18 protein-coding genes are annotated in these 18,173 nt (G+C 73.6%); 4 read left to right on the plus strand and 14 right to left on the minus strand.

The features are described from left to right. Positions 1-6 precede the first annotated feature (6 nt). From OHB09_RS26205 to OHB09_RS26260, 12 genes are all read right to left on the minus strand, one after another. Positions 7-1,134, minus strand: a complete 1,128-nt coding sequence (locus OHB09_RS26205; RefSeq protein ID WP_006142869.1) for an aliphatic sulfonate ABC transporter substrate-binding protein — start codon at positions 1,132-1,134, stop codon at positions 7-9. Between the two features lie 222 nt (positions 1,135-1,356). Further along, the gene (locus OHB09_RS26210; protein WP_093594449.1) at positions 1,357-2,691 is read right to left on the minus strand and encodes a sulfate adenylyltransferase subunit 1; all 1,335 of its coding nucleotides are present in this window, start codon (positions 2,689-2,691) and stop codon (positions 1,357-1,359) included. A 2-nt stretch (positions 2,692-2,693) separates the two neighbouring features. Then, positions 2,694-3,629: a sulfate adenylyltransferase subunit CysD gene (cysD, locus tag OHB09_RS26215; protein WP_006142871.1), complete on the minus strand. Its 936-nt coding sequence runs from the start codon at positions 3,627-3,629 to the stop codon at positions 2,694-2,696. Beyond that, positions 3,626-4,222: an adenylyl-sulfate kinase gene (cysC, locus tag OHB09_RS26220; RefSeq protein WP_050811303.1), complete on the minus strand. Its 597-nt coding sequence runs from the start codon at positions 4,220-4,222 to the stop codon at positions 3,626-3,628. The genes cysD and cysC overlap by 4 nt, the downstream gene beginning before the upstream one ends. Beyond that, positions 4,219-4,968, minus strand: coding sequence for a phosphoadenylyl-sulfate reductase (locus OHB09_RS26225; RefSeq protein WP_328728206.1), 750 nt, complete (start codon positions 4,966-4,968; stop codon positions 4,219-4,221). Before OHB09_RS26225 ends, cysC begins: the two co-directional genes overlap by 4 nt. Next, positions 4,965-5,144, minus strand: coding sequence for a hypothetical protein (locus OHB09_RS26230; RefSeq protein WP_006142874.1), 180 nt, complete (start codon positions 5,142-5,144; stop codon positions 4,965-4,967). The genes OHB09_RS26225 and OHB09_RS26230 overlap by 4 nt, the downstream gene beginning before the upstream one ends. Further along, positions 5,141-6,832, minus strand: a complete 1,692-nt coding sequence (locus OHB09_RS26235) for a nitrite/sulfite reductase (RefSeq protein ID WP_328922629.1) — start codon at positions 6,830-6,832, stop codon at positions 5,141-5,143. The genes OHB09_RS26230 and OHB09_RS26235 overlap by 4 nt, the downstream gene beginning before the upstream one ends. A gap of 141 nt (positions 6,833-6,973) precedes the next feature. Further along, positions 6,974-7,057, minus strand: a complete 84-nt coding sequence (locus tag OHB09_RS26240; RefSeq protein ID WP_309486338.1) for a putative leader peptide — start codon at positions 7,055-7,057, stop codon at positions 6,974-6,976. Positions 7,058-7,184: 127 nt separating this feature from the next. Further along, on the minus strand, positions 7,185-7,757 hold the full coding sequence (locus OHB09_RS26245; RefSeq protein WP_093594459.1) for a GNAT family N-acetyltransferase: 573 nt from the start codon (positions 7,755-7,757) through the stop codon (positions 7,185-7,187). A 119-nt stretch (positions 7,758-7,876) separates the two neighbouring features. After that, positions 7,877-9,277 carry a hypothetical protein gene (locus OHB09_RS26250; protein WP_191890779.1) on the minus strand — a complete coding sequence of 467 codons (1,401 nt, stop codon included), beginning with the start codon at positions 9,275-9,277 and terminating at the stop codon, positions 7,877-7,879. 163 nt (positions 9,278-9,440) lie between these two features. After that, positions 9,441-10,757 carry a GAF domain-containing protein gene (locus OHB09_RS26255; protein ID WP_206315630.1) on the minus strand — a complete coding sequence of 439 codons (1,317 nt, stop codon included), beginning with the start codon at positions 10,755-10,757 and terminating at the stop codon, positions 9,441-9,443. 299 nt (positions 10,758-11,056) lie between these two features. Next, the gene (locus OHB09_RS26260) at positions 11,057-12,691 is read right to left on the minus strand and encodes an acyl-CoA dehydrogenase family protein (RefSeq protein ID WP_328918380.1); all 1,635 of its coding nucleotides are present in this window, start codon (positions 12,689-12,691) and stop codon (positions 11,057-11,059) included. A 112-nt stretch (positions 12,692-12,803) separates the two neighbouring features. On the opposite strand from OHB09_RS26260, the gene OHB09_RS26265 reads away from it, so the two are divergent. Together OHB09_RS26265 and OHB09_RS26270 are read left to right on the plus strand one after the other, a co-directional pair. Continuing rightward, positions 12,804-13,952 carry a YihY/virulence factor BrkB family protein gene (locus tag OHB09_RS26265; protein ID WP_006142880.1) on the plus strand — a complete coding sequence of 383 codons (1,149 nt, stop codon included), beginning with the start codon at positions 12,804-12,806 and terminating at the stop codon, positions 13,950-13,952. 9 nt (positions 13,953-13,961) lie between these two features. Beyond that, on the plus strand, positions 13,962-14,711 hold the full coding sequence (locus OHB09_RS26270; protein ID WP_328922630.1) for a helix-turn-helix domain-containing protein: 750 nt from the start codon (positions 13,962-13,964) through the stop codon (positions 14,709-14,711). Between the two features lie 74 nt (positions 14,712-14,785). Here the strand turns inward: OHB09_RS26270 and OHB09_RS26275 are convergent, their stop codons facing one another. Then, entirely contained in the window at positions 14,786-15,178 is a 393-nt protein-coding gene (locus OHB09_RS26275) for a VOC family protein (RefSeq protein WP_093594474.1), read from the minus strand. 69 nt (positions 15,179-15,247) lie between these two features. Between OHB09_RS26275 and OHB09_RS26280 the strand changes: the two genes are divergently transcribed. Then, on the plus strand, positions 15,248-15,916 hold the full coding sequence (locus OHB09_RS26280) for a ThuA domain-containing protein (RefSeq protein ID WP_328922631.1): 669 nt from the start codon (positions 15,248-15,250) through the stop codon (positions 15,914-15,916). Here the strand turns inward: OHB09_RS26280 and OHB09_RS26285 are convergent. Beyond that, positions 15,898-16,680 (minus strand): class I SAM-dependent methyltransferase, encoded by a 783-nt coding sequence (locus OHB09_RS26285; RefSeq protein ID WP_328922632.1) that lies wholly within the window; start codon positions 16,678-16,680, stop codon positions 15,898-15,900. The genes OHB09_RS26280 and OHB09_RS26285 overlap by 19 nt on opposite strands. Before the next feature lie 237 nt (positions 16,681-16,917). On the opposite strand from OHB09_RS26285, the gene OHB09_RS26290 reads away from it, so the two are divergent. Next, positions 16,918-18,153, plus strand: a complete 1,236-nt coding sequence (locus tag OHB09_RS26290) for a sensor histidine kinase (RefSeq protein WP_234526618.1) — start codon at positions 16,918-16,920, stop codon at positions 18,151-18,153. Positions 18,154-18,173 lie beyond the last annotated feature (20 nt).

The raw sequence follows: 18,173 nt of genomic DNA on the forward strand, positions 1-18,173 counted from the left end.
CGCGGGTCACTGGGTGCCGAGCCCGGCGGCGTCGACCGTGCTCCCGCCCTCCGCCTTGAGGACCTTGTTCAGGAGGGTCAGGTCGTAGATGCCCTTCAGGTCGGGCTTCTCCAGCAGGCCGGCCTTGACCGCGTGGTCCGCCTCGGTGTTCAGCGTGGCGGCGAGCGGGTCGTCGAGGATGGTGATCGACTTCCACGCCGGGTCGAGGACCTCCGCGGGCAGCGCCTTGCCGGAGTCCTTCTCGAGCTGCCTGTTCGCCGATTCCTTCGCCGCGTCCGGGTTGGCGTTGATCCACTTGTTGGTCTCGACCGAGGCCCTCAGCACGGCCTCGACGGCCTTCGGGTGCTCCTTGAGGAACGCCGCCCGCACCACCACGTTGGTGATGACGAACTTCTTGTCCGGCCACAGCGAGGCCTCGTCGAGCAGCACCTTGCCGCCCTCGGCGACCAGCTTGGACGCGGTCGGCTCGGGCACCCACGCGCCGTCCAGGGAACCGGCCTTGAACGCGTCCGGGGTCACCTTGTTGTCGCTGCGGACGACCGTGACGTCGCCCTTGCCGCTCTGCGCGTCGACCTTCCAGCCCCGCTCGGCGATCCAGTTGAGGAAGGCCACGTCCTGGGTGTTGCCGAGCTGCGGGGTGGCGATCTTCTTGCCCTCGAGGTCGTCCAGGCTCTTGACCTTCTTCGGGTTCACCACGAGCTTGACGCCGCCCGAGGCGGACCCGGAGACGATCCTCAGGCTCTTGCCCCGGGACTTGGTGTAGCCGTTGATCGCGGGGGAGGGGCCGATCCAGCCGATGTCCACGGAGCCGGAGTTCAGCGCCTCGATCTCGGAGGGGCCCGCGTTGAAGACGGCGTACTTCGCCTTCGTCGCGCCCAGCTCCTTCTGGAAGAAGCCCTTCTGGTTGCCCACCAGCGCGGTGGCGTGGGTCAGGTTGCCGAAGTAGCCGATCCGTACGGAGTCGAGTCCGTCGGTCTTCTTCGCGCCGGCGGCGACCTTCGTTCCCCCGTCCGCGTCGTCGGAGTCGGACTTCGAGCCGTAGCCGCAGGCGGCGAGGGTGAGCACGGGGAGGACGGCGAGCACCGCGGTGCTCCGGCGCAGCCAGGTGGCGCGCGGGGATCGGTTGACAGGCACGGGAGGTGTTCCTCTCGTTGGCCCGGCGGTCACGGTCTCTCAGGCCGTGGCCGGGAGGTCGGCAGGTCTTCGGTGACGCGGGTGGGGGGTGTGGGCGCGCGGGCAGTGCGCGTACGTCAGCGCGCACATCGCGCCACACCGCCCGTTCCGCTGCCGAGGGCGCCGCTGCCGATGCGGCCGCCCTCCTTGGCGAACGTCGCGAAGATGTCGACCCCGGTCATGTCAGAAGTCCCAGCCCTCGTCGGCCGCGGACCTCACCGGCTCGGGCGCGGCGAAGGACTCGCCGACCATCCCCGCGGTGAGCGTCGTGCCGTCGGACGGATCGATGAGGATGAACGAGCCGGTGCGCCGCGAGTCGGCGTAGGCGTCGGCCGGGAGCGGCTCGGCGGTGCGGATCTTCACCCGGCCGATGTCGTTGGCGGCGAGCGTGCCGGGGTGCGGGTGCAGGGACAGGTCGGCCAGCGTCAGCCGGGACGGGATGTCCTTGACGATCGCCTTGACCGTGCGGGTGCCGTGCTTGAGCAGCACCCGGTGACCCACCGTCAGCGGCTGGTCGGCCACGTGGCAGACGGTCGCCTCGATGTCCTGGCTGGTGGCGGGGGCGTCCGGGGTCGGGGCGATCAGGTCGCCGCGGGAGATGTCCAGGTCGTCCGCGAGCAGCAGCGTCACCGACTGAGGCGTCCACGCCTCCTGGACCGGTGTGCCGAGCAGGTCGATGCCGGTGACCGTCGTCGTGCGGCCCGAGGGCAGCACGGTGACCGTGTCGCCGACGCGGAAGGTGCCGGCCGCTATCTGGCCCGCGTACCCCCGGTAGTCCGGGTGCTCGGCGGTCTGCGGACGGATCACGTACTGCACCGGGAAGCGGGCGTGGCAGTGCGCCAGGTCGTGGCTGACCGGAACGGTCTCCAGGTGCTCCAGGACCGTGGGGCCGCCGTACCAGTCCATCCGCCCCGAGGGCTCGACCACGTTGTCGCCCTCGAGCGCCGAGATGGGGATGGCCGTCACGTCCGGGACGCCCAGCTCGGTCGCGTACGCCGTGAACTCCTCGGCGATCGCGGCGAACACGGACTCCTGGTAGCCGACCAGGTCCATCTTGTTGACGGCGAGGACGACGTGCGGCACCCGCAGCAGGGCGGCGATCGCGGCGTGCCGGCGGGTCTGCTCGACGACGCCGTTGCGCGCGTCGACCAGGACGACCGTCAGTTCCGCGGTGGAGGCGCCGGTGACCATGTTGCGGGTGTACTGCACATGGCCGGGGGTGTCGGCGAGGATGAACCGGCGCCGGGGCGTGGCGAAGTAGCGGTAGGCCACGTCGATGGTGATGCCCTGTTCGCGCTCGGCCCGCAGGCCGTCGGTGAGCAGCGCGAGGTCGGGGCCCTCCTGGCCGCGCCCGGCCGAGGCCCGCTGCACGGCCTCCAGTTGGTCCGTGAGGACCGACTTGGAGTCGTGCAGCAGCCGTCCGACGAGCGTGGACTTGCCGTCGTCGACCGAGCCGGCCGTGGCGAACCGCAGCAGGGTGGTCTCGGACAGGCCCGTGAGTTCCGTGGTGGTGGTCATGCCTAGAAGTACCCCTCGCGCTTGCGGTCCTCCATCGCGGCCTCCGACAGCTTGTCGTCGGCCCGGGTGGCGCCGCGTTCGGTGAGCCGGGAGGCGGCGATCTCGGTGATCACCTTCTCGATGGTGTCGGCGTCGGAGTCGACCGCGCCGGTGCAGGACATGTCGCCGACGGTGCGGTAGCGGACCTGGCGCTTCTCGACCGTCTCGCCCCGCTTGGGCCCGCCCCACTCGCCCGCGGTGAGCCACATGCCGTTGCGGGGGAACACCTCGCGCTCGTGGGCGAAGTAGATCTCCGGCAGCTCGATGCGCTCGCGGGCGATGTACTGCCACACGTCCAGCTCGGTCCAGTTGGACAGCGGGAAGACGCGGACGTGCTCGCCGGGCGCGTGGCGGCCGTTGTACAGGTTCCACAGCTCGGGGCGCTGGCGGCGCGGGTCCCACTGGGAGAACTCGTCGCGCAGGGAGAACACGCGCTCCTTGGCGCGGGCCTTCTCCTCGTCGCGGCGGCCGCCGCCGAAGACGGCGTCGAACCGCTCGCTCTGGATCTTCTCGGTGAGGGGGACGATCTGCAGCGGGTTGCGGGTGCCGTCCGGGCGCTCCTTCAGCACTCCCCGGTCGATGTAGTCCTGCACCGAGGCGACGTGCAGGCGCAGCCGGTGCTCCTCGACCACCCGGTCGCGGTAGGCGAGGACCTCGGGAAAGTTGTGCCCGGTGTCCACGTGGAGCAGGGAGAACGGCACGGGGGCGGGGGTGAACGCCTTGAGCGCCAGGTGCAGCATCAGGATCGAGTCCTTGCCGCCGGAGAAGAGGATCACCGGCCGCTCGAACTCACCCGCCACCTCGCGGAAGATGTGCACCGCCTCGGACTCCAGCGCGTCCAGGTGCGAGAGCGCGTACGGGCTGTCGGTCTCCTCGGGAACGGAGGCGACGGTCGTCATGCCAGACCCCTTTCGACGAGCAGCTGGTGGACGGCGGCGGCGGACTCCGCGACGCTCTGTTCCTGCGACTCGATGCGCAGATCGGGTGCGAGCGGCTCCTCGTACGGGTCGTCCACACCCGTCAGCCCGGAGATCTCACCGGCCGCCTGCTTGGCGTACAGGCCCTTCACGTCCCGCTCCGCGCACACCTCGACCGGGGTGGCCACGTGCACCTCGACGTACGCGGTGCCGCCCGCGGCGTGGCGCCCGCGCACCGCCTCGCGGCTGTCGGCGTAGGGCGCGATCACCGGGACCAGCGCCGTGACGCCGTTGCGGGCCAGCAGCTCGGCGAGGAAGCCGATGCGCTGCACGTTGGTGTGCCGGTCGGCGCGGCTGAAGCCGAGGTCCGCGGTGAGGAACTCGCGGATCTCGTCGCCGTCCAGCACCTCGACGCGGCGGCCGCCCGCGCGCAGCAGTCCGGCCAGTTCGTGGGCGATGGTGGTCTTGCCTGCGCTCGGCAGACCCGTGAGCCAGACGGTGGCTCCGGTTGTCACGTGCGTCTCCCGGGAGGGGTGGGGGCGGGCTTCGGGGTCGGGGGCGGCGGTCGTCGTCATCCGTGCAGCCCGCACTCGGTCTTGGCGCGGCCCGCCCAGCGGCCGGCGCGCGCGTCCTCGCCCGGGGCGACCCGGCGGGTGCAGGGGGCGCACCCGACGGAGGCGTAACCGTCCATCAGGAGCGGGTTGGTGAGCACGCCGTGCTCGGCGGCGTAGGCGTCGACGTCGTCCTGCGTCCAGCGGGCGATGGGGGAGATCTTCACCTTGCGGCGCTTCTCGTCCCAGCCGACGACGGGGGTGCCCGCGCGGGTCGGGGACTCGTCGCGACGCAGCCCGGTCGCCCAGGCCTCGTAGCCGGCCAGGCCCTCCTGGAGCGGCTTGACCTTGCGCAGGAAGCAGCACAGGTCGGGGTCGCGGTCGTGCAGCCTCGGCCCGTACTCGGCGTCCTGCTCGGCGACCGTCTGCTTCGGGGTGAGGGTGAGGACGCGGACGTCCATCACGGCCTCGACGGCGTCGCGGGTGCCGAGGGTCTCGGGGAAGTGGTAGCCGGTGTCCAGGAAGACCACGTCCACGCCGGGCTTGGCCCGGGAGGCGAGGTGGGCGACGACCGCGTCCTCCATGGAGGAGGTCACGCAGAACCGCGCACCGAAGGTGTCCGCCGCCCACTGGAGGATCTCCAGCGCCGAGGCGTCCTCGAGCTCGCGGCCCGCCCGCTCGGCGAGCGCCTTCAACTCGGCCTCGCGCGGCGTCGGTCCGTGCACGCCGTCGGCGGCCTTTCCGGACCGCGCCGTGTGCGTGGCGGTCATATCCGCTTCCCTTCCGTGTCGGGTCCGTCGAGCCCCCGGGCGAGCAACCCGAGGAACTTCAGCCGGAAGGCCCGGTTGCAGCCCGCGCACTCCCACGCGCCGTGGCCCTCCTCCCCGGGGCGCAGGTCCTCCTCGCCGCAGTAGGGGCAGTAGAACGGTGCCGCCCGCTCGCTCACGACAGGGCCTCCTCGGAGGCGCGCGCGGCCCAGGCCGCGAAGCGCTCGCCGTCCTCGCGCTCCGCCTGGAAGCGGCGCAGGACGCGCTCGATGTAGTCGGGCAGCTCCTCCGAGGTGACCTTCAGACCGCGGACCTTGCGGCCGAAGGAGGGCTCCAGACCGAGGGCACCGCCCAGGTGCACCTGGTAGCCGCCGACCTGGTTGCCCTCGGCGTCGGTGACGAGCTGGCCCTTGAGACCGATGTCCGCGGTCTGGATGCGGGCGCAGGCGTTGGGGCAGCCGTTGATGTTGATGGTGACCGGCTCCTCGAACTCCGGCAGGCGGCGCTCCAGTTCGTCGATCAGGTCGCTGCCGCGCTCCTTGGTCTCGACGATGGCCAGCTTGCAGAACTCGATGCCGGTGCAGGCCATGGTGCCGCGCCGGAAGGGCGAGGGGTCCACCCTGAGGTCGAGCGCCTCCAGGCTCTCCACGAGGGAGTCGACCCGGTCCCGCGGCACGTCGAGGATGATCATCTTCTGCTCGACGGTGGTGGAGACCCGGCCCGAGCCGTGCCCCTCGGCGAGTTCGGCGATCTTGGTGAGCAGGGAGCCGTCGAGCCGGCCGACGCGCGGGGCGAAGCCCACGTAGAAGCGGCCGTCCTTCTGGCGGTGGACGCCGATGTGGTCGCGCCAGGCCTGCGCGGGCACCTCGGGCGCGGGGCCGTCGATCAGCTTGCGGTGCAGGTACTCGTCCTCCAGGACCTGGCGGAACTTCTCGGGGCCCCAGTCCGCGAGGAGGAACTTCAACCGGGCGCGGTTGCGCAGCCGCCGGTAGCCGTAGTCGCGGAAGATCGAGGTGACGCCCTCCCACACGTCCGGCACCTCGGCCTCGGGCACCCAGGCGCCCAGCCGCACACCGAACCTGGGGTTGGTGGACAGTCCGCCGCCGACCCACAGGTCGAAACCGGGGCCGTGCTCGGGGTGGACCACTCCGACGAAGGAGATGTCGTTGATCTCGTGCGCCACGTCGAGCAGCGGGGAGCCGGAGACCGCCGTCTTGAACTTGCGCGGCAGGTTGGAGAAGCGCGGGTCGCCGATGTAGCGGCGCGCGATCTCGTCCAGCGCGGGTGTGCCGTCGATGATCTCGTCCTCGGCCACGCCGGCGACCGGGGAGCCGAGCATGCCGCGGGGGCAGTCGCCGCACGCCTCGGTGGTGGACAGGCCGACCGACTCCAGCCGTTCCCAGATGGCGGGCACGTCCTCGACGCGCACCCAGTGGAACTGGATGTTCTGCCGGTCGGTGATGTCCGCGGTGCCGCGCGCGTAGCTCTCGGATACCTCGCCGATGGCGCGCAGCTGCTCGGTGGTGAGCCGTCCGCCGGTGATGCGGACGCGCATCATGAAGTACTCGTCCTCCAGCTCCTCCGGCTCCAGCACGCCCGTGCGGCCGCCGTCGATCCCGGGACGGCGCTGGGTGTACAGACCCCACCAGCGGAAACGTCCCCGCAGATCGTTGGGGTCGATGGAGTCGAAGCCGCGCTTGGAGTAGATCGTCTCAATGCGTGTCCGCACATTGAGACCGTCGTCGTCCTTCTTGAGCTGCTCGTTGCCGTTCAGCGGGGTGAAGTGCCCCGCGGCCCACTGGCCCTCGCCGCGGTGACGGCTCACCTTGCGGCGGGGCGCGGCGGAATTGCGAGGGGTGGCGGCCATGGCTGATACGTCCTTCGGGACAGCGGTGAATGCGGCTCGTGCCTGCGCGGGAGGGCATGCGGGGCAGGCGTGCGCGTCATTGCGCGGGAAGGGGAAGGGAAAGGGTGCGGAGATCCGGTGAGGCTGTGGTGGTGCTGCGGCTCAGCTCGCCGGACAGATGGCGCTGGACATGCGGCCGAGATCGACGTGGCGCCGACTCACCAGGGCGATTCCAGTTCCAGACATGGCGGAAGCGTGGCACGGCAATCCGGACACCGTCCACCATCGTCCAATATCCGGACGCACATGTCCCGTATCGCGAGACAGGGGTGGTCCTCGTCACACGCTCCCGAGGTTTGCGCGTCCCCGCAGGTCAGCCGGGGAAGGCCCCCGGCCAGGGACCGGGAGCGGCGACCTCGCGCTCCTCCTCCACCTTCGTGTCGAAGAGGTGGAAGCCGCGCCGCCGGTAGTTCTCCAGCGCGTGCGCGCCGTCCTTGCTGCACGTGTGCAGCCACACCCGCTTGGTCGGCGCGAGCCCGGGGTGCCGCTCGCCGAGGTCCCACGCCCGGGCGGTGCCGTACGACAGCAGGTGCCCGCCGATCCGCCGGCCCCGGAAGGCGGGCAGCAGCCCGAAGTAGAGGATCTCCACGGCCCCCTCCTCCTGCGCCTCCATCTCCACGTACCCCGCCGGGGTGCCCCGCTCGTACGCCACCCAGGTCTCCACGCCGGGCCGCTCCAGATGCTCCCGCCAGCGCGCGTACGGCCAGGCCAGCCGGTCGGTCCAGCGGATGTCGCCGCCGACCGAGGCGTACAGGAAGCGGCTGAACTCGGGCGAGGGCACCTCGGCCCGCACGACGCGGACGTCGCCCTCGGGGGCCTCGGCGGGCAGCAGATCGGTGGGGGAGGTCTGCTCCAGGGACCAGGTGGTCACGGCGATGTTGCTCATGCCGCCAGCCAACCACGGGCGCGCGGGCTGCTCCAAGGACGGTCCGGCAGGGGAGACGGCGGCAGGGCGGGGGCGACGGCGCCCGGCCCCGTCGGTCGGCCGGGGCTCGTCCTCGCCGGTCAGCCCACCGAATCGTCCACCGAGGACAACGGCACGGCGAACAGCACCCGTTGCGGGACGGGGGTGCCCTCGCGGCCGTCCTCGGATCCGCCCGCCCGCTCCGTGAGCGTCCAGAGCTCGCCCGTCTCCTGCCAGTACGACAGTGCCTCGGTGTGCTGCCCCCAGCAGGCCTTCGTCCGGTCCGCCGTGCAGGTGGCGGCCTCGGTGCCGGAGGGGGACTGACGCCAGAGCGTGGCGTGCTTCCCGCGGGCGCCGGGGGCCTGGGTGACGTACCAGTGGGCACTGTCCGCGCCGTCCGGCCGGTGCGAGAGCACGCCCTGGACGCCGACCGCCTTCGTCTCGTACGCCTCGTCCGCCCCGACGACGCCGTTCGCGTCGGCGCCGAGCAGCCCGGTGCGGGTGCTCCGCGTGCTGAAGGAGTAGCGCCAGAGCCGGGCGGGCCCGCTGCCGTCGGGGCTGGACCACTCGTTCGCCACCAGGCTGGCCGGGCTGGAGGTGCGGTCCAGGGAGACGGAGGCGAAGCACGGCACCTGCGCGTCCTCGCTCGCGTCGCAGGCGCCGCCGGTCGGACGGTAGGAGCCGACGGCGGGCAGCACGTACCGGTAGCCGTGCGCCGAGTAGCCGCCGCCCACCTTGCCGACCGCGGCGCTGTTCACGTTCGCCCGCAGGATGCGGCGCATGTCGAAGACGAACAGCGCGTCGTCGTGCCCGGCGCCGTTCCTCGCGGTGACGATCAGCTTGTCCCGGTACCAGACCATGCCGCCGACGTGGGAGCGGACGGCGCCGAAGTCGGTGCCGCCGGCGAGCGGGGCGACCAGCAGCACCCAGCGGTACCTGAGATGCCCGGGGTCGTTGGCGTCGATGAACGCGACCCGGGCGAGCCCCCGGTCCTCGGCGGGCTCACCGGCCTTGGGGTCGTCGTGCGTCCAGCCGGCCAGCACGACGCGGTCCTCGCCCCACCTGCCGTCCTCGTCCGCGTCGCCGGAGGTGGTGACGGCCCGCGGGAGCCACTTCCGCGTCCTCGCGTCCCGGGTGTCCCAGCAGTAGGCGCGGCTCGCCTCCGGCTCGACGGGCAGCGCGGCCCGCTCGGTGCCCTCGCAGTCGGCCTTGTTCCGCATCGGGTGGTTGGCGCTGCGCAGCACGTCGTGCACGCCGACGCTGCCGCCCATGGCCTCGGTGAGCCTGTCGAGGCCGGCCCGCGGCGCCAGGTCCTCGTGCAGTTCCAGCTTGCCGCGCTCGGCGGCGGAGGTGAGTGGCCGCAGCGGCCCCGGGTCGTTGTCGCCCGCCGCCTGGGAGGTGCTGATCAGCGTCGCGGCGGCCGTCAGGGCCAGCGCGGTGCCGGCCAGGGTGGCGCGCAGCGCGCGACCCCGCTTCTTGCGCCGATGCCTGCCGTGTCCCATCGTTGCCCTCCCGGGACCGTCAGCCGCGCCGTACGGCCCTCTTGTCGGCCGTGGCACGAGTGGTGGCCCGGGGAGGATGCTACGGCAGTGGACCGCGCGATCCCCCTGCAACCGCCGAATTGGCGGGACTTCCCTCGCCCGCCGCCGGTGAACCCGCCGCCCGTCAGCCCGTTCCGCGTGGGCCCGTTCCGCCTGGGCCCGCCGCCCGTGCCCGCACGACCCCCGGCGCGGTCGACGGCGGCAGCAACCCGCCCCGGTCCGCCGGGAACCGGACCTCCACCTCCGCGTCCTCGTGCAGCCGGTAGGGCCGGTGGGCCAGCAGCGGGCCCAGGTACCGCCGCATCCGCGACAGTTCGGCGCGGACCGTGACCGTGCGGCGCGGGTCGCCGAACAGGTCACCGGCCAGCGTGGACGCCGTGCGCCCCGCCCGGTCCAGGGCCAGCAGGCACAGCAACTCGGCGTGCCGCAGGCTCAGTACGTGCGTCCAGTCGCCCGTCTCGCCGGACACCGTCACCGTCCAGTGCCGCGGCCGGGACACGTCGAGCACCATCCGCAGCACCGCGCGGGCCTCCGCCGGCGGCTCCTGCGGCCGCAGCAGCCAGCCGCCCGGCAGCGGCTCCACCGCGCAGGGCCCGAGGCCCGGCACGGAACCGCGCCCGGCGCTCAGCGAGGCGGGCAGCACCACCCGCGGGGTGTACGGCAGGGACGCCACCGCCGCCGTCCAGCCGTCCCGGTCCACCGCGAGCGCCCCGCTGCCGTCCATCCGGGCCATCAGCGGCGCCGCCACCGCGCGCAGCCGCTCCAGCGAGGTCAGGTGCAGCTCCCGCAGCCGCGCCTCGGCGAGCCGGGCCAGCGAGTCGACCCAGGCGAGCGTGGTCGGGTGCATCGCCTCCAGCGGGCCGCTGACGTTGACGATGCCCAGCAGCCGGCCGTCGCGCGGATCGTTGATCGGCGCCCCCGCGCACGTCCACCGCAGCAGCGCCCGCACGAAGTGCTCGCCGGAGAAGACCTGCACCGGGCGCCGCGCCACGAGCGGGGTGCCGACCCCGTTGGTCGCGAGGGCCTCCTCGCTCCAGTCGGCACCGACCTCCAGGCCCATGCCGTCCGCCCGGCGCAGCACCGGCGCGCCGCCCTCGCGCCACAGCACCCGGCCCTCCGCGTCGGCGACGACCATGATGTGGTGCGCCGGCTCCGCGACCGACAGCAGCGTCTCGCGCAGTACCGGCACCACGTGCCGCAGCGGGGACTCCTGCCGGCGGCGCTCGATCTCGTCCCGGCCCAGCAGCGCGATGCGCGGCTCCCGGTCCGGGTCGAGACCGCTGCGCAGCACGCGGCTCCAGGACTCCTCGATCACCGCGCGCGGCGCCATGCCCGCCCGCCGGGACCCGAGCGCGGCGGTGCGCATCTCGCCGAGCACCTGCGCCGCCTGCACGGGGTCCTGGGCGGCGAGCCGCGTCACGTCCACCACAGTGTGGGCCAACTCGTCCTCCGGGCGGCCCGTTCACGTGCTGCGAGCGGGCCCGTCGAGTGTTCGCTTCGTTGCCGCGCTCCATACTGCCGCGTCCGCGGTGACGCAGGGGCACGTAGCGGCCACGCAGGGCGGCACGTTGCAACCTCATGCAACCCTGGCGAACGGCCTTACGGTGATTGAAACTTGTTCAAGCCGTTCCGGTGGCGCCCCCGAGGTGCCGCCGGTGGGGCAGAACGGCGGGGGTGGTGCCGTGTCGGCGCGGCACCACCCCCGTCCTGCTTCCCCCGTCGGCGCTCCGGGCCGGTGTCTCAGTCCACCGGGCGCGCCCGGTCCACCACCGAGGCCAGGTCCAGCGTGTGCGGCAGGGTGCCGAAGGCCGTGCCCCAGTCGCCGCCCAGCCGCGAGGCGCAGAACGCGTCGGCCACCTCGGGCGGCGCGTACCGCACCAGCAGCGAACCCTGGAGCACCAGCGCCATGCGTTCCACCACCCGGCGGGCGCGGCCCTCGACGCCCTCCAGGTCGGCGAGGTCGGTGAGCAGGTTCTTGACGGCGCCGTCCAGCCGGTGGTCCGCGCCCCGGGTCGTGCCGACCTCGCGCAGGAACGCGTCGATCGCCCGCGGTTCGCGCCGCAGTGCCCGCAGCACGTCCAGCGCCTGTACGTTCCCGGCGCCCTCCCAGACCGAGTTGAGCGGCGACTCCCGCAGCAGCCGGGGCATCCCCGACTCCTCCACGTAGCCGTTGCCGCCCAGGCACTCGGAGGCCTCGGCCACCAGCGGCGTGCACCGCTTGGTCACCCAGTACTTGGCCGCCGGGACCGCCAGCCGCAGCAGCGCCCGCTCCTGCTCGCCCCCGTCGTCGTAGGCCGCCGCGAGCCGCAGTCCGAGCGCGGTCGCGGCCTCCGACTCCAGCGCCAGGTCGGCCAGGACGTTCCGCATCAGCGCCTTGTCGACAAGGAGACTCCCGAAGGCCTCGCGGTGCGAGGCGTGGTGGACCGCCTGCGCGACCGCCTGCCGCATCAGCGCGGCCGCCCCGAGCACGCAGTCGAGCCGGGTCGCGGCGACCATCTCGATGATGGTCCGCACCCCGCGCCCCTCCTCGCCGACCCGGCGCGCCCACGTCCCGTCGAACTCGACCTCGCTCGAGGCGTTCGACCGGTTGCCCAGCTTGTCCTTGAGCCGCTGGATCAGGAACACGTTGCGCGTGCCGTCCTCCAGCACCCGCGGCACCAGGAAGCACGTCAGGCCGCCCGGCGCCTGCGCCAGCACCAGGAAGCCGTCCGACATCGGCGCCGAGCAGAACCACTTGTGACCGCGCAGCGCGTAGGTCCCCTCCTCGGCCAGCGGCCGGGCCTCGGTGGTGTTCGCCCGGACGTCGCTGCCGCCCTGCTTCTCCGTCATCCCCATGCCGAAGAGCACGCCGGCCTTGCGCGCCGCCGGGCGCAGTCCGCGGTCGTAGACCACCGACGTGAGCCGCGGCTCCCACTCGGCCGCGAGCACCGGATCGGTGCGCAGCGCCGGCACCGCCGCGTGCGTCATCGACAGCGGGCAGCCGTTGCCCGCCTCCACCTGCGTCCACACCACGAAGGCCGCCGCCCGCCGTACGTGCCCGGCCGGCCGCGACCAGGCCGCCGTCAGCCCCGCCGAGACGCCCTTGCCGAGCAGCCGGTGCCAGGAGGGGTGGAAGTCGACCTCGTCCAGCCGGTTGCCGTACCGGTCGTGCGTGCGCAGCGTCGGCGGGTTCTCGTTGGCCAGCACCCCCCACTCCTGCACCTGCGCGGAACCGGCCGAGCGCCCCAGCCCCGTCAGTTCCCCGGTGACCTCCCCGAGATGCTCGGGGGCCACATGCCGTTCCACGGCCTCCACGAGGGCCCGGTCGGCGGAGAAGACGTCGTACCCGACCAGGGGCGTGGCCTGGTTGGTCACCGTGTGCGTGCTGGCTGCCATGGGAGGAACGTACCCCCGGCAGGGGGGAGGTCACCCGCTCGTGGGCACCCGCGCGCACAGCCCGGGCGACCGGGGGATGAGGGCAGGGCGCGATGGCCGATACCTTTGGAACGTGCAGCCAGCAAGTGAATCCCCCGACTCGCCGCCCGGCCGATTCCACCGGGCGCGCGCCCTGTACCGGAATGTCTCCAAACGCCGGACCGCCTGGCTGCTCCTGAAGGACACCGTCAACTCCTGCATGGAGTACCGCATCCTCGGCCTCGCGGCGGAGGCGGCGTTCTTCACGCTGCTCTCCGTGCCGCCGCTGCTGCTGAGCCTCATCGGCCTGCTCGGCTACGTCGACGAGTGGACCGGCACCGACACCATCAGCAGCCTGGAGGACAACATCCTCGAGGCCTCGCGCACGGTGCTCTCCGACAAGGGCGTCACCGAGATCGCCCAGCCGCTGCTGCACGACGTGATGAAGGGCGGCGGCCCCGACATCATCTCCATAGGCTTCCTGTTCGCCCTGTGGTCCGGCTCGCGCGCGGTGAACGTCTTCATCGACACCATCACCGTGATGTACGGCCTCGACGGCACCCGCGGCATCGTCAAGACCCGCTTGCTGGCCTTCGGCCTCTTCGTCGTTGCCCTGCTCATCGGCTCCGTCGTGCTGCCGCTCACGGTGGCCGGACCGGACGCTGTGGTGAACGTGCTCCCCTGGTCCACCACGGTGGTCCAAGCGCTGTACTGGCCGGTCGTCGTGGTCGGCTCCATCGTCTTCCTCACCACGCTCTACCAGGTCTCCGTGCCGGTGCGCTCGCCCTGGCTGGAGGACGTGCCCGGTGCGCTCGTCGCCCTGGCGATGTGGGTGCTCGGCAGCTTCCTGCTGCGCATCTACCTCACCAGCACCGTCGAGGGACCCACGATCTACGGCTCGCTGGCCGCGCCCGTCGCCGTCCTGCTGTGGATCGGCGTCTCGGCCTTCGCGGTGCTCGTGGGCGCGGCCGTCAACGCCGCCATCGACCGCGTCTGGCCGGCCGCCGCGACCGCCGCCGCCCGCGAGGCCAACGAACGGTTCCGCCGCGAACAGGCCGCGGAGTACGTCGCCCGCACGGCCGCCCTGTGCGAGGAGGACCCGGACGACCCCGACATGCCCTCCGAGTTCCCCGAACGCTGGTCGCGCTTCCTGCCGCCGGAGGACGTCACCTCCCGGCTGCGCGCCCACGTCCGCAGCTACCACCACGGCGGCAAGCCCACCGACCCGGGGCCGCGGCAGTAGCCTGGCGGTGTGTACGCGGAACGGCCCTCGCGCATGCGGGGAGCGGTGGTCTGGACCCGGGAGTTCGAGGCGCCCCGCCCCGCCGGTCGGGCAGGCCCCGCACGGCAGACGGGAGCCGAGTGGCCCGTGCTGCCCGACGGCTGCATGGACCTGCTGTGGACCGAGGGGCGCCTGCTGGTCGCCGGCCCCGACACCCGTCCGTACGTCCCCGGCGGGGCGCCCGCGCGCTGGGCGGGAGTCCGCCTGCCGCCCGGCACGGCGCCCGCCCTGCTCGGCGTCCCCGCCCACGAACTCCGCGACCGGCGCGTCGACCTCGCCGACCTGTGGCCCGCCGCCCGGGTGCGCCGGCTGACGGCACGGATCGACACGGCCGCGGACCCGGCCGGGGCACTGGAGACCCTGGCCGTCGAGCGCGCGGCGGAGACGCAGCCCCCCGACCCGCTGCTGACCGAGGTGGCCGCCGCACTCGAGGCGGGCCGCACGGTCTCGGCGACGGCCGACTCCCTCGGCATCGGCGCGCGCACCCTCCACCGGCGCTCCCGGGCCGCGTTCGGCTACGGCCCCAAAACCCTGGCCCGCATCCTGCGCCTGCAGCGCGCACTGCGCGCGGGCGCCCGGGGCGCCTCCCCCACGGAGATCGCCTCCCACACGGGCTACGCCGACCAGGCCCACCTGACCCGCGAACTCCGCGCCCTGACGGGCATGACCCCGGGACGCCTCTTCCGGCACCGGGAGCCGCTCCCCTCCCGGGCCGCGTGAGCCGGGGAGACGTCGAGGCCGGCGCGGACGACCTCCGCCTCATCCATGACCGCCGGTCTCCCGCCGCCCGCCGCTCACGACGTCGCGTACAGGTCCACCGCGTTGCCGTCCGGGTCGTGGACGACGGCGTAGCGCTGGCCCCAGACCGCGTCCCAGGGTTTCAGTTCGCCGTGGTGGCCGGCGGACACCAGGGCCTCGTACAGGGCGTCCACCTCCGCCGGGTTCTCGCAGCGGAACGCCAGGGACGTGCGCCCGGTGCCCTCCGGGGGCAGGCGCAGACCGGGGTGGAAGGAGCGCACCGTCTCCTCCGTGTCCAGCAGCAGCCGCATCCCGCCGGGCGCCGCGGCCTCCGCGTGCGGCAACAGCTCACCGCCCTCGGGGAAGTCCAGGCCCAGGCGTCGGTAGAAGGCGAGGGAGGCGGCCATGTCGGAGACGACCAGGCCGATCGCGTCGAGTCGTGGAGTCATGCGGCCACCGTAGGCGGGCGGCCCGCCCCCGGTCTTGAAGGAAACGGACACCGCATAGGCTGCCCACCCATGGCCGCCCGACTGCTCGTGTACACCCGCACCGCCGCCTACCGCCACGACTCCATCCCGGACGCGGTCGCCGCCCTGCGCACCCTCGACCCGGAGGGACTCGCGGTGGACGCCACCGAGGACCCCGCCGCCCTGGAGGGTCCCCTCACCCCCTACGCGGCGGTCGTCTTCCTCTCCACCAGCGGCGAGGTCCTCACCGACGCGGGCCGCGCCCGCCTCACCGCGTACATCGAGGACGGCGGCGGCTTCGCCGGGGTCCACGCGGCCGCCTGCACCGAGTACGGGTGGCCCCACTTCGGCGCACTGCTCGGCGCCCGTTTCACCCGGCACCCCGCCCCCCAGCCGGGCCGGGTCCTCGTCGAGGACCGCGCCCATCCCGCCACCGCCCACCTCCCCGCCCACTGGGACCTCAGCGACGAGTGGTACGACTTCGACACCAACCCCCGCGCCACCGCGCACATCCTGCTGCGCGTCGACGAGAACTCCTACGAGGGCGGCGGCATGGGTGCCGACCACCCCCTCGCCTGGTGCCGCGAGCAGGGCGCCGGCCGGGTCTTCTACACCGCCCTCGGCCACGCCTCGTCCGCCTACGCCGACCCGGCCTTCCGCGCCCACCTCCTCGGCGGGCTGCGCTGGGCGGCCGGGCTCGCTCACCCCGCCGGGGCGTGAGTCACCCGGATCTTGGACTGGCCGTGCGGCAGTTCCTCCCAGTCGTCCATGAACCGGGCCTCCAGGCCGTACCGGGCGGCCAGGGCCACGAGCGTCTCGATGCGGTAGTAGAAGTCCTCGTGCAGCACGTGGTGCTCCTCGCCCTCGGTCCGGTCGAAGGTGAAGTCGAACCAGCCGCCCGGCGCGAGGACCCGGCCGACGTGCGCCAGGCACTCCTCGATGACGGGCAGCGGGGAGTGGGAGAAGACGCTGTGCGCGTGGACGACGTCGAAGTGCGCGTCGGGGAGGAACGCCAGCTTCAGGTCGCGGACCGGCGTGAGCGTCGGCAGCCGCCCCTGGAGTCCCTTCTCCACGAGCGTGTCCTGCGCGGCGGCGAGGATGTCGGGGGAGATGTCCAGGCCGTAGTAGTGCCCGGGCTCCAGATGCCGGATGAACCGCCAGCCGGCGCGCAGATTGCCGCAGCCGATCTCCAGCATCCGGTGCCCGGGGCGCAGCCCGTGCTCCACCAGGTAGTCGAACTGCATCGCGCCCAGCGCCAGCCACCGTTCGCGGCTCGGACTGCCGACCGCCGCGTCCGGACTCACCCGGGTGTCGGAGCGCATGACGGCCCGGTAGTAGTCGACGTGGTCCGGGTACCTGCGGCGCAGCCACATGTCCCGGGTGGCGCGCGCCAGATGCCGCGGCACCCGCCCGGGATGCCGCAGCGCGTAGCCCACGCGATGCCCGAAGCTCGCTCGGTCGACGGTGACGTTCCTGGCCGGCACGGGGTCCTCCTCGGTCGTTCCGCGCTGTCCCCGTCAGCCTGGTGCCGCCGGCGACCCGGGACCGTCGGCCGTCCGGCTCGGTCCCGGGCGCGGTCCGGCCGACACCGCTGTCAGCCGATCGGTTGATGCGCACGCGTGGGCGGCCCGGTAGACACGAACCGGAGCCACCGGCACCTCGGGAGCGAGGCCGTGGGAGGCCCGGCGGCGCCGGGGAGGAACGGAAAGGCGGAGGACACCGTGGAGCAGTCGCAGGCGCGGGAGGCGGCCGACCCCGACGCACGCTGGCTCGGCGCCGTCCTGCACACCGCGTTCCTCGCCCTGCTCTGCTCCTCCTTCGTCCGCTTCCTCACCCACGACCGGGACGGCGGCACCCACCGCGCCCTGACGGTGGCCCTGTTCGTGGCCTTCCCGCTCCTCTACGCCACCGGCCGGCTGCTCGCCCCCGCGCCCGCCCCCGGCAAGCGGCCCACCGCCCGGCACCTCGCGTGGCTGGGTGCCGTGACCACGGCCTGGGCGCTGCTCCTCGTCCAGGCGCCGAGCGCCACCTGGTGCGCGATGCCCCTGTTGTTCACCGGCCTGCACGCGCTGCCCCCGCGCCTCGCCGTCCCGCTCGTCGCGCTGCTCACCGCGCTCGTCGTCGGCTCCGAGATCCGCGTGTCGCACGGCACCCTCAACCCCAACATGGTCGTCGCCCCGCCGGCCGTCGCCGCGGTCGCCACCGCCGTCCTCGTCCACCTCCAGCGCCAGTCGGCCCGTCGCCGCCTCCTCATCGACGACCTGGTCCGCACCCGCCGCGACCTCGCGGCCACCGAACGGCGGGCCGGTGTCCTCGCCGAGCGGCACCGGTTGTCCGCCGAGATCCACGACACCCTCGCCCAGGGCCTGAGCAGTCAGCGGATGCTGCTCCAGGCCGCCGAGCGCCTCTGGCCCACGGACCCGGCGCGGGCCAGCGCACACCTGCGCGAGGCCACCGGCCTCACCGCCCACAACCTCGCCGAGGCCCGGCGCCTGGTCCAGGACCTCGGCCCCGCCGACCTCACGGAGCACAGCCTCCCCGGCGCGCTGCAGGCCCTCGCCGAACGGGAGAGCCGGGCGGGCCTCGCCGTGGAGTTCCGGCTCGACGGCACCCCCGGACCGCTCCCGGAGCGCGTCGAGGCGACGCTGCTGCGCATCGCGCAGGGCGCCCTGGCCAATGTGCGCGAGCACGCGGACGCGACCCGGGCCGCCCTCACGCTCACCTGCCTGGACGACCGGATCGCGCTCGACGTCGCCGACAACGGCCGAGGCTTCGACCCCGCCACCCGGCCCGATCCCGCCTCCGGGCGCGGCCACGGCCTGCCCGCCATGCGGATCAGGGCCCGCCAGGCCGGCGGCACGCTCACCGTGGAGTCGGGGCCGGGCGAGGGCACCGTCGTCACCGCCACCACCCCGGCCGTCCGCGGTACGGGGCCGGACGGCGGCGCGGCCCCGTGACCACGTCACCCCTCGGCGGG

It is taken from the genome of Streptomyces griseoaurantiacus, assembly GCF_036189845.1.
Taxonomy (GTDB): domain Bacteria; phylum Actinomycetota; class Actinomycetes; order Streptomycetales; family Streptomycetaceae; genus Streptomyces; species Streptomyces griseoaurantiacus.

Coding starts and splice junctions, on each gene's coding strand:
- OHB09_RS26210 (WP_093594449.1), bottom strand. CDS start 2,691: ATGACCACCACCACGGAACTCACGGGCCTGTCCGAGACCACCCTGCTG.
- cysD (WP_006142871.1), bottom strand. CDS start 3,629: ATGACGACCGTCGCCTCCGTTCCCGAGGAGACCGACAGCCCGTACGCG.
- cysC (WP_050811303.1), bottom strand. CDS start 4,222: ATGACGACGACCGCCGCCCCCGACCCCGAAGCCCGCCCCCACCCCTCC.
- OHB09_RS26225 (WP_328728206.1), bottom strand. CDS start 4,968: ATGACCGCCACGCACACGGCGCGGTCCGGAAAGGCCGCCGACGGCGTG.
- OHB09_RS26235 (WP_328922629.1), bottom strand. CDS start 6,832: ATGGCCGCCACCCCTCGCAATTCCGCCGCGCCCCGCCGCAAGGTGAGC.
- OHB09_RS26240 (WP_309486338.1), bottom strand. CDS start 7,057: ATGTCTGGAACTGGAATCGCCCTGGTGAGTCGGCGCCACGTCGATCTC.
- OHB09_RS26245 (WP_093594459.1), bottom strand. CDS start 7,757: ATGAGCAACATCGCCGTGACCACCTGGTCCCTGGAGCAGACCTCCCCC.
- OHB09_RS26250 (WP_191890779.1), bottom strand. CDS start 9,277: ATGGGACACGGCAGGCATCGGCGCAAGAAGCGGGGTCGCGCGCTGCGC.
- OHB09_RS26260 (WP_328918380.1), bottom strand. CDS start 12,691: ATGGCAGCCAGCACGCACACGGTGACCAACCAGGCCACGCCCCTGGTC.
- OHB09_RS26275 (WP_093594474.1), bottom strand. CDS start 15,178: ATGACTCCACGACTCGACGCGATCGGCCTGGTCGTCTCCGACATGGCC.
- OHB09_RS26280 (WP_328922631.1), top strand. CDS start 15,248: ATGGCCGCCCGACTGCTCGTGTACACCCGCACCGCCGCCTACCGCCAC.